Raw genomic sequence first — 14377 nt, forward strand, 5'->3', positions numbered from 1 at the left:
GGGCTCCACCCCTCCTCCGCCCTCCCAAGGAGACCGCCATGCCTGCTGCCGAGAGCCCCGTGCTCCGCGTCGACGGCCTCGACGTCCGGCTGACCCGCGACGGCGAGACCGTGCACGCGGTCCGCGGCGTCGACCTGACCGTCGAGCGCGGCGAGGTCGTCGGCCTGGTCGGCGGGTCCGGCTCGGGCAAGAGCATCCTCGGCCTGTCGGTCATGGGCCTGCTGCCCGCCTCCGCCCGGCCCGTCGTCTCCGGGGCCGTCGACCTGGCCGGCACCGACATGATCGGCGCCCCCGACGCGGCCCGGCGCGCCGCCCGCCGGCAGCACGTCGGCGCGGTGTTCCAGGACCCGATGACCTCGCTCGACCCGACCATGACGATCGGCCGGCAGCTCGGCGAGGTCACCCGCGACCGCGCGTACGCGCTGTCCCTGCTGGAGGACGTCGGCATCCCCCGCGCCGCCGACCGGCTCAAGGCCTTCCCGCACCAGCTGTCCGGCGGCCTGCGCCAGCGCGTGATGATCGCGCTCGCCGTCGCCCGCCGCCCGTCCCTGATCCTCGCCGACGAGCCGACCACCGCCCTCGACGTCACGGTGCAGGCGCAGATCCTCGACCTGCTGCTGACGCTGCGCGAGGACATCGGCTGCTCGATCGTGTTCGTCACCCACGACCTCGGCGTCGCGGCGCAGGTGTGCGACCGGATCGCCGTGATGCAGCAGGGCCGGATCGTCGAGTCCGCCGGGGTGGACGAGGTGTTCGGCAACCCGACGCACGCGTACACGAAGAACCTGCTGCGGTCGCGGATCGACCTCCGGACGCCGCGGGACCGGCCGCTGGCGGCGATGCCGGTGGCCACTGCGGGCGCTGCGACGCCCGCGACCACCGCCCCGGCCCCCGCGGACGACGACGTCGCCGTCGGCGCCGACGGCGTCCTCGACCTCGCGCCCGGCGCCCCCGCCCCCGAGCTCCCCGCGGTGTGGCCCCCGGTGGTCCTGCGCGACGGCGCCGCCGTCACCGTGCGCGACGCGCACCGCGTGTTCCGCAGCGGGCCGCCGTGGCGGCGCCGCGAGCTGCCCGCCCTCCGTGGCGTCGACCTCGAGGTCCGCGCCGGCGAGGCCGTCGCCCTGGTCGGCGAGTCCGGCTGCGGCAAGTCGACGCTGCTGCGGGTGGTCGCCGGTCTCGAGACCACCACCGCCGGCGAGGTGACCGTGGCCGCGGGCGCCGCCCCGCAGATGGTGTTCCAGGACGCCGGGTCGTCGCTGACGCCGTGGCTCCGGGTCGGCACGATGCTCGACGAGCGGCTGCAGGCCCACGTCACGGGCATGTCCCGGGCGGAGCGCACCGACCGCGTCCTCGACGCCCTGCGCACGGTCGGCCTGCCGCCGGAGACGGCGCGGGCCCGCGGCGACCAGCTCTCCGGCGGCCAGCGGCAGCGCGTCGCGCTCGCCCGCGCGGTGATCGTCCCGCCGACGGTCCTGCTGTGCGACGAGCCGACGAGCGCGCTCGACGTGTCGCTCGCGGCCACCGTGCTCAACCTGATCGGCCGGCTGCGCCGCGAGCTCGGGATGTCCGTGCTGTTCGTGACGCACGACCTCGCGGCAGCACGGATCGTCGCCGACCGGGTCGCCGTGATGCGCGAGGGCCGGATCGTCGAGATCGGCCCGACCGACGACGTCTGCGAGCGCCCGCAGCACGAGTACACCCGCACGCTGCTCGGCGCGATCCCCGGCCCGCAGCACCGCCGCGGCCGCGTCGCCACCACCACGGGAGCCGCTCGATGACCACCGCCGACCTCGCCGTCTCCCCCGGCGGCGCCACCACCCGCGCCGCCCGCCGCTGGGCCCGCGTCACCGCCGTCCGGCACCGCGCGCTCGGCGTCGACCTGGCCGCGATCGGCGTGCTCGCGCTGATCGTGGTGGTCGCGCTCGCCGCGCCGGTGCTCGCGCCGCACTCCCCCGTCCTGCGCAGCGGCGACGCGTTCCTGCCGCCGCTGAGCCCCGAGCACCTGCTCGGCACCGACGCCCTGGGCTACGACATCCTGTCCCGGCTGCTGTTCGGCATGCGGTCCAGCCTGGTCGCCGCGGCGATCGTGATCGCGTCCGGCGTGCTGGTCGGCGGCCTGGTCGGCCTGCTGGCGGGCGCGCTGCCCGGCTGGGTCGACGCGCTGCTGATGCGCACGACCGACCTGTTCCTCGCGCTGCCCGGCCTGGTCATCGCGATGGCGGTCGCCGCGGCGCTCGGCGCGTCGTTCACCTCGGCCCTGGTCGGTGTCGCCGTCGTCTGGTGGCCGCTGTACGCGCGGCTGGTCCGCGGCGAGGTCCGCGCGTGGGCCGCGCGCCCGCACCTCGAGGCGGCGCGGCTCGCGGGGACGCCGTGGGGCACCCGGGTCACGCGGCACCTGCTGCCGGGGGTGCGCTCGACGATCGTCGTCGCCGCGAGCCTCGACGTCGGCGGCCTGGTGGTCGCGCTGTCGGGCCTGTCGTTCATCGGCCTGTCGTCGCCCGCACCCGCGCCGGAGCTCGGCGCGATGGCCGCCCAGGGCATGGCGTACCTGCTGCAGGCGTGGTGGGTGCCGATCTTCCCGGGCCTGGCCGTCCTGGTGATCGCGCTGGCGGCGAACCTCGCCGGCGACGGCGTCCGCGACCTGATGCGGGGGCGCTGATGCTCAGCCCCGCCCGCGCCGCGCGCCGCCCCGCCGTCCCCCGCCCGTCCCGAGCCGCCGAGGAGGCCCTCGCATGGTGATGTTCCTGGTCAAGCGCGTCGCCGCGACGATCGGCGTGCTGCTCGCGCTCACGATGGCGCTGTTCGGCCTCCAGGAGGTCAGCGGCGTCGACCCCGCCAAGGCGTACGTGGGCGCCAACGCCTCCGCCGACGCGGTGGCCGCCGCCCGCGAGCGCCTCGGCCTCGACGAGCCCCTGGTGCAGCGCTACCTCACCTACCTGCAGGGCCTGCTGCACGGCGACCTGCAGAACTCGCTGCGGAGCCGCACCCCGGTCGCCGACAACCTGGCGCAGGTGCTGCCGGCCAGCCTCGAGCTCGCGGCGTGGGTGCTCGGCATCGCGCTGGTGCTGGGCGTGGCGTTCGCGGCCCTCACCACGCTGCGGTGGCGCGGCGCCGGCGTCGTGCGGGTCGTCCTGCTGAGCGGCGCCGCCGCTCCGACGTTCCTGCTCGGGATGGTCGCGCTGCTGGTGTTCTACGGCAACCTCGGCTGGTTGCCGTCGGGCGGCCGCACCGGCCTGCGCGACGCCCCGGCCGGGCCCACCGGGTTCCTCGTGCTCGACGGGCTGCTCGCCGGCCGGTTCGACGTCGCCGGCGACGCGGTGGTGCACCTGGCGCTGCCCGCGCTGTGCGCCGCCATCTCGCCCGCCGTCGCCATCGGCCGGGTGCTCGTCGACGGGCTCAAGGCCAACATGGCCGCCGACCACGCCCGCACCGCCCGCGCCGCCGGCATGGGCGAGCGGCAGATCCTCGTGCGGCACGCCGTGCGGAACTCGCTCGGCCCGACGCTGTCGATGGTCGGCATCCAGGCGGGCATGCTCCTGGCCGGCCTGGTGGTCGTCGAGAAGATCTTCGACTGGCCCGGCGTCGGCTCCTACCTCGACAAGTCCGTCGCGGCCTCCGACTTCCCCGCCATCGCGGGCGTCGCCCTGCTGCTCGGCGTCGTCTACGTCCTGCTCAACACCGTCGTCGACGTGCTCCAGGCCGCCGCCGACCGCCGCATCGCCCTCGCCTGAGCGCGGTCGCACCACCCCCCGGAAGGAACCACCCCCATGAACGTCACCGGCAACGCCGTGCTCATCGTCGTCGACATCCAGGGCGGCGACGTCGAGCGCGCCGAGTCCCGCACCGAGATCCCGTACATGCCCGGCCGGACCGAGCGGGCGCCGCGGGTCCGGAAGATGATCGCCACCTGCCGCGAGCAGGGCATCCCGGTCGTGTGGATCCAGGAGGTGCACAAGCCCTCGCTGATCGACATCGGCCGCGAGCTCGACGGCGCCGAGGGCCCGCACTGCGTCGAGGGCTGGCCGGAGACCGAGCTCGCGCAGGGCCTGGACCCGCGCCCGGACGAGTTCCTGATCCGCAAGCGCCGCTACTCCGCGTTCTTCGGCACCGAGCTGGAGATCGTGCTCAAGGCGTACCGGGCCGACACCGTGATCCTCATCGGCGGCCTGACCGACGTGTGCATCCACTACACCGCGGTCGACGCGCACCAGCACGACTACCGGGTGCGGGTCGTCACCGACGCGGTCGGCGGCTCGACCCAGGAGGCGCACGACGCCGCGCTGCGCGCCATCGACTACCTGCAGCGCGACGCCCTGGTCACCGCCGAGGACGTGCAGCAGTGGCTCACCACCGCCACCCCGAACCCCGAGGTGCAGCGCGCGCTCGCCACCACCGCCCAGGCCGTCTGAGGAGGACCGATGACCAGCATCTCCACCGCCTCGCCGCTGGGGGCGCGCGACCACGCGCGCGCCCAGGGCGGCACGGTCGTCGACACGATGCCGACCGTCCCGGCGGCCGGCGCCGCCGACTGGCCCGCCGACGTCGCGCCGGCGGACCGGCTGCACGCCGAGACCGTCGCCGGCGGGAACTACACCACCGTCGTGCTCGCCCGCGGCTCCGTCCTCGAGCTGACCGACCTCGAGGGCGACGCGTGCGCCCACCTCGTGCTCACCAACGCGGCCCAGGTCGACGAGCGGCTGAACGTCGCCGACACCGTCAAGATCCAGTGGCAGGCCTACCTCGGCACCGGCTCGATGCTGCTCTCCGACCGCGGCCGGGTGCTCGCGACCGTCGTCGAGGACACCTCGGGGCGGCACGACACGTTCGCCGGCACGTCGTCGAAGGCCGCGAACGAGGCCCGGTACGGCGACGGCTCCCCGCAGGGCGGCACCCCCGCCGGCCGCGAGCTGCTGCTGCTCGCCGCGCTGAAGAACGGGCTGGGCGCGCGCGACGTGCCGCCGAGCCTGTCGTTCTTCCAGGGCGTCCGCATCGCCGACGACGGGACCACGGAGTTCACCGGGTCGGCCGGCGCGGGCGCGCGGGTCCGGCTGCGGCTGGAGCTGCCGTGCGTCGTGCTGCTCGCGAACGTGCCGCACCCGGTCGACCCGCGCGAGGAGTACGTGTCGACGCCGCTGCGGGTGCGCGCCTGGCGCGGGGCGCCCGCGGGGCCCGACGCTCCCGAGGCCACGGCCGGCCCCGAGGGGATGCGCGCCTTCGCCAACACCATCGACTACGCCCGCGCGAGGGGACTGTGACCATGACCGCCGCTCCGACCTCCCCCACCCCGTCGACGGACGCGCTGCCGGCGCGCCTCGACGGTGCCGCCGTCGTGCTCGACCAGGTCGTCCCCCGCCGGTCGCCGTGGTCGGCCGTCGTCCGCGCCGGCCAGGAGCTCACCATCGTCGACCTGGAGGGCAACCAGGCCGTCGACTGCCTGCTCTACGACGCGCACGACACGTCCGTCCGGTACTCCGCGTCCGACACGATCGCCGCGCAGCGCAACGTCTACCTGGTGCAGGGCTCCGTGCTGCGGGCCGGCACCGGCGACGCGCTGATGACGCTCGTGCACGACGAGGTCGGCCGGCACGACACGATCGGCGGCGCCTGCTCCAAGGAGTCGAACTCGCTGCGGTACGGCCACCACACCGTGCACCAGCACGCCTGCGTCGAGAACTTCCTCGCCGAGGGCGCCCGGTGGGGGCTCGGCAAGCGCGACCTGGTGTCGAACATCAACTGGTACATGAACGTGCCGGTCGAGGCGGACGGCGCGCTGGGCATCGTCGACGGCATCTCCTCCCCCGGCCTGTCGCTGACGCTGCGCGCCGAGCGGGACGTCCTGGTGCTGGTGTCGAACTGCCCGCAGATCAACAACCCGTGCAACGGGTTCGACCCCACCCCGGTGCGGATGATCGTGACGGAGGGGGCGGCGTGAGCGTGGGCGTGGGCGTGGGCGCGGGGTCCGGGGTCGGGGTCGACGGGCTCGCCGCGGTCGACCGCGCCTACGCCCGGATCGCCGAGGTCGACCGGCCCGAGGTGTGGATCCACCTGCGCCCCCGTGCCGACGTCGAGGCCGAGGTGCGCGCGCAGGCCGACCGGGCGGCGGCGGGCGCGGACCTGCCGCTGCTCGGCCGCCTGGTCGCGGTCAAGGACAACATCGACGTCGCGGGGCTGCCGACCACCGCGGGCTGCCCCGGCGTCGCGTGGACCGCGACCGCCGACGCCACCGCCGTCGCCCGGCTGCGCGCCGCCGGCGCCGTGGTGCTGGGCAAGACGAACCTCGACCAGTTCGCCACCGGGCTCGTCGGCACCCGCAGCCCCTACGGCGCGGTGCGGTCCGCCGAGCACCCCGACCGCATCTCCGGCGGGTCGTCGTCCGGGTCGGCCGTCGCCGTCGCGCTCGGGATCGTCGACCTCGCGCTCGGCACGGACACCGCCGGGTCGAACCGGGTGCCGGCCGCGCTCCAGGGCGTCGTGGGGGTCAAGCCGACGCCCGGCCTCGTGCCGACCACCGGCGTGCTGCCGGCGTGCCGGTCGCTCGACTGCGTGGGGGTGTTCGCGCGGTCGCTGCCGCTGGCCGCCCGCGCGGTCGAGCTGATGGCGGGGCCGGACGGGGTCGACGCGCTGGCGCGGCCGGTGCCGGCCGACGTCGCGGCGCCCGCGCCGGACGCGCCGGTGCTGGCCGTGCCCCGGGCGGCGGACCTCGACGCGCTCGACCCGCTGTGGCGGTCGGCGTTCGACGCGACCGTCGCGTCGCTGCGGTCCGCCGGGTGGACGCCGCGCGAGGTCGACCTGACGCCGTTCCTCGACGCCGCGCGCCTGCTGTACGACGGGGCGTTCGTCGCCGAGCGGTACGCCGCGGTCGGCGCGCTCGTCGACGCCGAGCCCGAGGGCCTGGATCCCGTGGTGGCAGGCATCATCCGCGCCGCGGGCGAGCTCCCCGCGCACCGGTACGCCGCGGACCTCGTCACGCTCGCGGAGCTGCGGGTCGTCGCCGAGGCCGCGCTCGGCGACGCCGACGCGCTGCTGCTGCCGACGACCACGCACCACCCGACGCTGGCCGAGGTGGCCGCGGAGCCGGTCGCGGTGAACTCCCGGCTCGGGACGTACACCAACTTCTGCAACCTGTTCGGGTACGCGGCGGTCGCCGTGCCGGTCGACGCCGGGGTGCCGGGCGAGCGGGTCGGCGTCTCGGTGCTGACCCGCGGGTTCGCGGACGGCGCCGCGCTGGACCTCGCGGGGCGGCTGCTGGCCGTCGCCGGGCCCGGGGCGTGGGACGTGCTGGACGGGGCGGGGGCGCCGGGGACGGCGGCGGGCCGGGTCGCGGACCCGGTGCCGGCGTGACGCTCGACGCCGCCACGCCGCCCGCCACGCCGCCCGTCGCCCCGGCCGCGCCGGGCCCCGCGCGCGGACCCCGGCTCTGGCCGATGGCGACCGGGACGTTCGCGATCGGGTTCGGCTCCTACGTCATGGCCGGGCTGGTGCCGAGCGTGTCCGCGGAGCTCGACGTGTCGGTCAGCCAGGTCGGCACGCTGGTCAGCGTCTACGGCTTCACGTACGCGGTGTCGACGCCGCTGCTCACGCTCGTCGTCGGGCGCGTGCCGCGCCGGCTGCTCATGGCCGTCGCGCTGGGCCTGTTCGCGCTGGCCACCGGCGCGACGGCGTTCGCCACCACCTACGACCAGGTCGCCGTCCTGCGCGGGCTGTCGGCGGTCGCGGCCGGCGGGTTCACGCCGACGGCCACGGTGCTGGCGGCGCGGCTGGCCCCGCCCGGGCGGCGCGGGCGGGCGGTGGCGACGGTGTTCGGCGGGCTGACCACGGCGACCGTGCTCGGCGCGCCGGCGGGCAACCTGCTCGGCCCGGCGCTCGGCTACCGCGGCGTGTACGCCCTGGTGGGCGGCCTGGCGCTGCTCGCGCTGGCGAGCGTCCTGGCGCTGGTCCGCGTCCCGCGCGCCGCCGCGGCGGCCGCCCAGAACGCCGAGATCGGTGCTTCGCGCCGAGATCGGTCCGTTGAAGCACCGATCTCGGACCGGACCACCGATCTCGGCGCGCCGCGTGCGCTGCCCGGGCTGGTCGCCGTCGTCCTGCTGGTGTCGATGCTGGAGACCGCGTCGGCGCTCATGGTGCAGACGTACTCGTCCCCCCTGCTCACCGACCTCGGTGGGCTGACCGGCCCGCTGCTCAGCGCGGTGCTGCTGGCGTACGGGGTCGCGGGGGTCGCGGGCAACGTCGTGGGCGGCCGGCTCGCGGACCGGTTCGGCGCCGCGCGCAGCATCGTGCTCGCGCTGGCGACGTCGGTGGTGGCGCTGCTGCTGCTCACCCCGGCCACGGCGACGGCGTGGACCGCGCTGGCCGTGTTCGCGCTCTGGGGGTTCGCCGCGTGGGCGATGAACTCCCCGCTGCAGAACGTGCTGCTCACGCTGGCGGGCCGGCACGGGCAGCTGGTGGTGGCGCTGAACTCGTCGATCATCTCGCTCGGCACCGGCCTCGGCGCCCTCGTGGGCGGCTGGGTCGTGGCCGGCCCGGGCTACGCGGTCCTCGGCGCCGCGGCGGCGGCGGTCATGCTCGTGGCGGTCGTCCTGGTCGCGGTCCTGTCCCGCCGCCCGGCGGTCGCGGCCGTCTGACGCTGGTCCGTCCCCACCTCGGACGACAGTGGAAGGTTGTGACGGACATGCCGACGGCGTGTCCGTCACAACCTTCCACTGTCAGGCCGGAAGAGCCCCGGGGGTCAGACCGCGGCGACCGCGTGGCGCAGGTCCGGCTCCAGGTAGATCACGCGGGCGATCGGCACCGCCGCGCGCACCCGCTGCTCCGCCGCGTCGATCGCCTCCGCGACGTCCGCCGCGGTCGACGCCGCCGGCACCTCGATCTTCGCCGCCACCAGCAGCTCGTCCGGGCCGAGGTGCAGCGTGCGCAGGTGGATGACCGACGGGACGCCCGGGCCGATCAGCGCGGCGCGGATGGCGTCGACGTCCTTGCGGCTCGCGGACTCCCCCAGCAGCAGGCTCTTGGTCTCGACCGCCAGCACGATCGCGATGATCACGAGCAGCACGCCGATCGCGGCCGACCCGACCGCGTCCCAGCGGCCGTCGTGCGTCACCAGCGTCATGGACACGCCGAACAGCGCGAGCACCAGGCCGATGAGCGCGCCGAAGTCCTCCAGCAGCACCACCGGCAGCTCGGGCGCCTTCGCGGTGCGGATGTAGGACACCCAGCCCTGCTTGCCGCGGGTGTGGTTCGCCTCGCCGATCGCGGTGCGGAAGGACAGGCCCTCCATGACGATCGCCGCGACCAGCACCACGAGCGGCACCCACTGCCACGACTCGATCGGGTGCGGGTCGGCGAACTTGTGCCACGCCTCGTACAGCGCGAACAGGCCGCCCAGGCTGAACAGCACGATCGCGACGATGAACGCGTACATGTACCGCTCGCGCCCGTAGCCGAACGGGTGCTCCTCGTCCGCCGCGCGCCGGGCCCGCCGGCCGCCGACGAGCAGCAGCAGCTGGTTGCCCGAGTCGGCGACCGAGTGCACCGACTCGGCCAGCATCGAGCTCGACGAGGTGAGCAGGAAGGCGACGAACTTCGTCACCGCGATGCCCAGGTTCGCGGACAGCGCGGCGATGATCGCCTTGTTCCCGCCTCCGTGTGCCATGCCGGTCCCTCCGCTGGTCAGCGCACGGGCGACCGAGGTCCCCCGAGGCCGCCGCGCGGTGGCCCGAGCGGAGATGCTAGACCGGGCGGGCCTCGTCGGCGAGGAGGACGGGGATGCCGTCGCGCACGGGGTACGCCAGCGGGCGGTCCGGGTCCGTCGACACCAGCTCGGGCTGGCCGCCCGGGCCGACGCCGTCGACCAGGGTCGCGCCCGTCACGGGGCAGCGCAGCAGCTCGCGCACCCAGGGGGCGAGGCCGGTGGTGCCCACGGGCTCGGCGGCGCTCACGCCTCGCCGTCCTGGCGGACGAGGGCGAGCACGTCGTCGCGGACCTTCTCCATGATGTCCTCGTCGGCGGCCTCGACGTTCAGGCGCAGCAGCGGCTCGGTGTTCGACGCCCGGAGGTTGAACCACCACTGCGGGTGGCCGTCCCAGTGCGAGACCGTCAGGCCGTCGAGCTCGTCGACCGTGACCGGGCCGGCACCCTGCTGCTCGACGTACGCCTCGACGACGCGCGCGCGGGCGGCGGCCACGTCGGCGACGCGGGAGTTGATCTCCCCCGAGGCGACGTACGGCTGGTACTGCTCGGCGAGCGCCGACAGCGGGTGCGGCTGGCCGCCGAGCGCGGCGAGCACGTGCAGCGCCGCGAGCATGCCGGTGTCCGCGAAGAAGAAGTCGCGGAAGTAGTAGTGCGCCGAGTGCTCGCCGCCGAACACCGCGTCCGACTCCGCCATCTGCGCCTTGATGAACGAGTGGCCCACCCGGGTGCGAACGGCCTTGGCGCCGGCCGCGGTCACCAGGTCGGGCACGACCATCGAGGTGATGAGGTTGTGGATCACGGTGGGCGTGCGGCCCTCCGCCTTCTCCCGCTCGATCTCGCGCAGGCCGACGAGCGCCGTGATGGCGGACGGGCTGACCGGGTCGCCGTTCTCGTCGACGACGAAGCAGCGGTCGGCGTCGCCGTCGAAGGCCAGGCCGATGTCGGCGCCGTGCTCCACGACGGCCTTCTGCAGGTCGCGCAGGTTCTCCGGCTCCAGCGGGTTCGCCTCGTGGTTCGGGAACGTGCCGTCCAGCTCGAAGTACAGCGGCACGACCTCGAGCGGCAGCTCCGGCAGGCCCGCGCCGGTGCCCAGCACGGCCGGCGCGGTGAACCCGCCCATGCCGTTGCCCGCGTCCACCACGACCTTGAGCGGGCGGATGCCGGACAGGTCGACCAGGCCGCGCAGGAAGGAGGCGTAGTCGCCCAGCAGGTCCTGCTCGGTGACCTCGCCGGCGGCGGTGCCCTCGGCCGCGGCCGGCACGCCGTCGCGCAGGTACTCGGCCGCGAGGTCGCGCACCCGGGACAGGCCCGAGTCCTGGCCGACCGGGCGGGCGCCCGCGCGGCACAGCTTGATGCCGTTGTACTCGGCGGGGTTGTGGCTCGCCGTGAACATGGCGCCCGGGATGCCCAGCTTGCCCGACGCGAAGTACAGGCCGTCCGTCGAGCACAGGCCGATCGTGATGACGTCGACACCCCGCGCGGCCAGGCCCTCGGCGAACGCGCCGACCAGCTCCGGCCCGGACGGGCGCATGTCGTTGCCGATCACCACGCGGGGACGCGCGCCGTCGGCGGCCTCGGGCAGGACGACGACGTCGGCGAAGGCCGCGCCGATCGCGCGGGCGACGTCGGCGTTCAGCTGGTCCGGGACCGTGCCCCGGACGTCGTACGCCTTGATCAGGCCGGTCAGGTCGGGCAGCGCGGAGGTCTCAGGCACGGCGTCACGGTATCCCATCGGGGTGTCGCGGGAGGCCCCGGACGGAGCCTCCCGGTGGCGGCGGAGCAGCCGCGCCTCCCAGGGCGCCAGCGGTCCGGTCGCGGCGGCGGGCGGCGGGTCGCACGCCCGCACCGGACCGGCGTCCGCGTCGTCGGGGCGCACGCGCGCGCTGGTCAGCAGAACCGCCGCGCCGGACCAGCTCGCGGGGTCGAGGTCGGCCGGCCACGGGGCCGACGTCGACGACACGTTGGCGACGAGCAGCGCCTCGGAGCCGCCGGCCCGCCGCAGCAGGGCGTACACCTGCCGGTCGTCGGGGAGCAGCACGGTGCAGTCGCCCCCGGCGAGCGCGGGCTCGGAGCGTCGCAGCCGGACGAGGTCGCGGTGCAGCGTGAGCACCGAGGCCGGGTCGCCGCGCTGCGCCGCGATGTTGCGTACGGCAGCATCCGGGTGCGCCGCCATCCAGGGCGTCCCGGAGGTGAAGCCACCCTGGGCCGTCGCGTCCCAGGACACCGGGACCCGTGCGTTGTCCCGGCCGAGGTCGCGCAGCCCGTCCAGCACGTGGCCCGGGTCCGCCCCGGCCGCCACGGCGTCCGCGAGCACGGCGCGCGCCTCGATGTCGACGAGGTCCTCCGGTCCGCGCACGGGCCGGTTCGTCATCCCGATCTCGTCGCCCTGGTAGAGGAACGGCGTCCCGCGGTGGGCGTGCAGCAGCACTGCCCAGCACGCCGCCGACCGGGACACCCACGGTGCGGGCGCCCCGTACCGGGACACGACCCGCGCCTGGTCGTGGCTGCCGAGGAACAGCGCCGGCCACCCGCCGGCGGAGGGCTGCCAGCGGCGGGCCCACCGCTTGAGCGCGCGCAGGTCGAACGGTCGCCGGCGCCAGCGCTCCGGCTCGCGGTCGAGCTCGGCGTGCTCGAACTGCAGGACCATGTCGAGCCCGCCGTCGCGCGTCAGCCGGCCGGCCTGCTCGGGGGTGACGCCCGGCGTCTCGCCGATCAGCAGGCAGTCGCCGGCGGCGACGCGCAGCTCGCGCAGGTGGTCGAGCAGGCGTGGCCCGTCGGCGCACTGCGCCGCACCGTCGGCGTACCGGCGTCCGCGCGGGACCGGGCCGTCCCGCAGCACCGCGGGCTTGTCCACCAGGTTGATGACGTCGAGCCGGAAGCCCGCCACCCCACGCGCCCGCCAGAACCGGACGACGTCCGCGAGCGCCGCCCGCACGTCCGCTCTCGACCAGTCGAGATCGGCCTGCCAGGGCGAGAACAACCCGAGTCGATACGCGCCGCGCCCCTCGTCCCAGGTCCAGGCCGAGCCCCCGAACGCCGCGCCCCAGTTGGTGGGCTCGGCCCCGGGCTCGCCGCCCGTCCGTCCAGATCGCGGGGGCCGCCACACGTACCGCTCGGGGTGGTCGCGCAGCCACGGGTGCTGGTCCGAGGTGTGGTGCAGGACCAGGTCGAGCAGCACCCGGATGCCGCGCGCGGCGGCGAGCGCGACCAGGTCGTCGAGGTCGGCGAGCGTGCCGTACGCGGGGTCGACGTCGCAGTACGCCGCGACGTCGTATCCGTGGTCCCGCTGCGGCGACGGGTAGACCGGGCACAGCCAGAGCGCGCCGACCCCCAGCCACGCGAGGTGGTCGAGCCGGGCGACCAGTCCGCGGAGGTCGCCGACGCCGTCCCCGTCGGCGTCGGCGAACGACCGCGGGTAGACCTGGTAGACCACGGCCTCGCGCCACCAGGTCATCGGTCCGCCCCCCGCTCGGCCGCCGGCACCGACACCAGTGCCGCCCGGCCGCGCCCGGACAGCCGGAGCGGTCCGTCGTCGTCCGGGACGAGCGCAGCCTCCCCCGCGGCCAGGCCGCATCGACCACGGTCCGTGGCGAGCGCCACCGCCCCCGCGAGCGCGAGCACGGTGCGAGGTCCGCCGACGGGGCCCACGGCGACCGGCTCGGAGGCGTCGACGTCCAGCACCTCGAGCCCGAACTCGTCGGCACCGCCCGCGTACCCGCGCCGCAGCACGCCCTCCGCGACCGGCTCCGGGGCCGGACGCAGCACCGGTGGCCGGCACGGGCGCGTGTCGACCACGGCGAGTAGCTCGGCCTGGTCCACCACCTTGTCCGTCAGGCCGGCCCGCAGGACGTTGTCCGACGCGGCCATGACCTCGAGCCCGGTGCCGCCGACGTAGCAGTGCAGCACCCCGGCGCGGACCGGCAACCCCTCGCCGACGGCGAGCGCGACCGCGTGCAGGAGGTACGACGCCACCACGCCGGGGTCCCCGGGGAACCGCGCCGCCAGCCCCAGCGCCAGGGCGTGGGGGTCGGGGTCCACCGCGGCGGCCCCGCCCGGCCCCGGGGCCCGACCGCGCGCGGCGGCCGCCACGGTGACGGCCCGGACCTCGTGCGGCCGGAGCGCGAGCACGCCGCAGAGAGCGGCGCGCACTCGTTCCTCCCTGGTGCCGGGCCCGCGCAGCACGTCGAGCACCCCTCCCAGCGCGACCCCGGCCCGGGGGCCCAGGTCCGTGAGCAGCGCGGCGGCGTCGGCCGGCTCCCGCAGGCCGACGAGCGCGACGGTCGGCGTCAGGGCCACGAGGAGCTCCGGCTTGTGCCACGGGTCCGGGTACCGCCGTTCTCCGAGCGGCAGCCCGGCCGCCACCTCCTCCCGGTGGCGCCGCCGGGCCCGCTCCGCGTCGGGGTGCACCTGGAGCGAGAGCGGGCGCTCCGCGGCGATCAGCTTGGTGAGGTACGGCAGCCGGTCGCCGAATCGTCGCCGGACGGCGTCCCCCAGCACCGCGTCCGGCCGCTCCGCGATCTCCCTGTCCAGGGCGCGGCCGGGACCGGGCACGGTCGACGGCGCGCCGGGGTGGGCCCCCACCCAGAGCTCGGCCTGCGGTCGGCCGTCCGGCAGCGTGCCGAGGAGGTCGGGGAGGGCGTAGGTCGACCCCCACGCGTAGCGGCGGACCGGGTTCGACAGCCGCAGCACG

The 14377-nt window shown here is 76.1% G+C and carries 12 protein-coding genes and 1 pseudogene; 8 read left to right on the plus strand and 5 right to left on the minus strand.

Translation table 11 applies throughout. The annotated features are described in order from the left end of the window. The first annotated feature begins 38 nt into the window (after window positions 1–38). The 8 genes from AC3WUG_RS08105 to AC3WUG_RS08140 all read left to right on the plus strand — a co-directional run bounded on the left by AC3WUG_RS08105 (window position 39) and on the right by AC3WUG_RS08140 (window position 8621). The gene (locus AC3WUG_RS08105) at window positions 39–1778 is read left to right on the plus strand and encodes an ATP-binding cassette domain-containing protein (RefSeq protein WP_492327214.1); all 1740 of its coding nucleotides are present in this window, start codon (window positions 39–41) and stop codon (window positions 1776–1778) included. Further along, window positions 1775–2659 carry an ABC transporter permease gene (locus tag AC3WUG_RS08110; protein WP_492327215.1) on the plus strand — a complete coding sequence of 295 codons (885 nt, stop codon included), beginning with the start codon at window positions 1775–1777 and terminating at the stop codon, window positions 2657–2659. The genes AC3WUG_RS08105 and AC3WUG_RS08110 overlap by 4 nt, the downstream gene beginning before the upstream one ends. Before the next feature lie 73 nt (window positions 2660–2732). Next, complete coding sequence (locus AC3WUG_RS08115) at window positions 2733–3731, plus strand: ABC transporter permease (RefSeq protein ID WP_492327216.1); 999 nt, start codon at window positions 2733–2735, stop codon at window positions 3729–3731. A 36-nt stretch (window positions 3732–3767) separates the two neighbouring features. After that, complete coding sequence (locus AC3WUG_RS08120) at window positions 3768–4409, plus strand: cysteine hydrolase family protein (protein WP_492327217.1); 642 nt, start codon at window positions 3768–3770, stop codon at window positions 4407–4409. A 9-nt stretch (window positions 4410–4418) separates the two neighbouring features. Then, window positions 4419–5255 carry an urea amidolyase associated protein UAAP1 gene (locus tag AC3WUG_RS08125; protein WP_492327218.1) on the plus strand — a complete coding sequence of 279 codons (837 nt, stop codon included), beginning with the start codon at window positions 4419–4421 and terminating at the stop codon, window positions 5253–5255. A gap of 2 nt (window positions 5256–5257) precedes the next feature. Beyond that, window positions 5258–5932, plus strand: a complete 675-nt coding sequence (locus AC3WUG_RS08130; protein ID WP_492327219.1) for an urea amidolyase associated protein UAAP2 — start codon at window positions 5258–5260, stop codon at window positions 5930–5932. Further along, complete coding sequence (locus AC3WUG_RS08135) at window positions 5929–7341, plus strand: allophanate hydrolase (protein WP_492327220.1); 1413 nt, start codon at window positions 5929–5931, stop codon at window positions 7339–7341. Before AC3WUG_RS08130 ends, AC3WUG_RS08135 begins: the two co-directional genes overlap by 4 nt. Then, complete coding sequence (locus tag AC3WUG_RS08140; RefSeq protein WP_492327221.1) at window positions 7338–8621, plus strand: MFS transporter; 1284 nt, start codon at window positions 7338–7340, stop codon at window positions 8619–8621. The genes AC3WUG_RS08135 and AC3WUG_RS08140 overlap by 4 nt, the downstream gene beginning before the upstream one ends. 104 nt (window positions 8622–8725) lie before the next feature. Here AC3WUG_RS08140 and AC3WUG_RS08145 read toward each other — a convergent pair whose 3' ends face one another. The 5 genes and pseudogenes from AC3WUG_RS08145 to manA all read right to left on the minus strand — a co-directional run bounded on the left by AC3WUG_RS08145 (window position 8726) and on the right by manA (window position 14376). Further along, complete coding sequence (locus AC3WUG_RS08145; protein ID WP_492327222.1) at window positions 8726–9649, minus strand: cation diffusion facilitator family transporter; 924 nt, start codon at window positions 9647–9649, stop codon at window positions 8726–8728. A 76-nt stretch (window positions 9650–9725) separates the two neighbouring features. Beyond that, window positions 9726–9935 carry a Trm112 family protein gene (locus tag AC3WUG_RS08150; protein WP_205693691.1) on the minus strand — a complete coding sequence of 70 codons (210 nt, stop codon included), beginning with the start codon at window positions 9933–9935 and terminating at the stop codon, window positions 9726–9728. Further along, window positions 9932–11419, minus strand: coding sequence for a phosphomannomutase/phosphoglucomutase (locus AC3WUG_RS08155; protein WP_492327236.1), 1488 nt, complete (start codon window positions 11417–11419; stop codon window positions 9932–9934). Before AC3WUG_RS08155 ends, AC3WUG_RS08150 begins: the two co-directional genes overlap by 4 nt. 333 nt (window positions 11420–11752) lie before the next feature. Continuing rightward, window positions 11753–13141, minus strand: a pseudogene (locus tag AC3WUG_RS08160) (alpha-glucosidase); the annotation flags it as partial. Beyond that, window positions 13138–14376: a mannose-6-phosphate isomerase, class I gene (gene manA / locus AC3WUG_RS08165; protein WP_492327223.1), complete on the minus strand. Its 1239-nt coding sequence runs from the start codon at window positions 14374–14376 to the stop codon at window positions 13138–13140. The gene manA and the pseudogene AC3WUG_RS08160, both read right to left, overlap by 4 nt. Between the last annotated feature and the right edge of the window lies 1 nt (window position 14377).

This window comes from Cellulomonas sp. EB106-03-03-XG116 (genome assembly GCF_058792015.1).

What these genes read in the sequence shown, in the direction of transcription:
- AC3WUG_RS08145 (WP_492327222.1), bottom strand. Translation starts at nt 9,649, where the DNA reads ATGGCACACGGAGGCGGGAACAAGGCGATCATCGCCGCGCTGTCCGCG.
- AC3WUG_RS08125 (WP_492327218.1), top strand. Translation starts at nt 4,419, where the DNA reads ATGACCAGCATCTCCACCGCCTCGCCGCTGGGGGCGCGCGACCACGCG.
- AC3WUG_RS08110 (WP_492327215.1), top strand. Translation starts at nt 1,775, where the DNA reads ATGACCACCGCCGACCTCGCCGTCTCCCCCGGCGGCGCCACCACCCGC.
- AC3WUG_RS08115 (WP_492327216.1), top strand. Translation starts at nt 2,733, where the DNA reads ATGGTGATGTTCCTGGTCAAGCGCGTCGCCGCGACGATCGGCGTGCTG.
- AC3WUG_RS08130 (WP_492327219.1), top strand. Translation starts at nt 5,258, where the DNA reads ATGACCGCCGCTCCGACCTCCCCCACCCCGTCGACGGACGCGCTGCCG.
- AC3WUG_RS08105 (WP_492327214.1), top strand. Translation starts at nt 39, where the DNA reads ATGCCTGCTGCCGAGAGCCCCGTGCTCCGCGTCGACGGCCTCGACGTC.
- AC3WUG_RS08120 (WP_492327217.1), top strand. Translation starts at nt 3,768, where the DNA reads ATGAACGTCACCGGCAACGCCGTGCTCATCGTCGTCGACATCCAGGGC.
- AC3WUG_RS08155 (WP_492327236.1), bottom strand. Translation starts at nt 11,419, where the DNA reads ATGGGATACCGTGACGCCGTGCCTGAGACCTCCGCGCTGCCCGACCTG.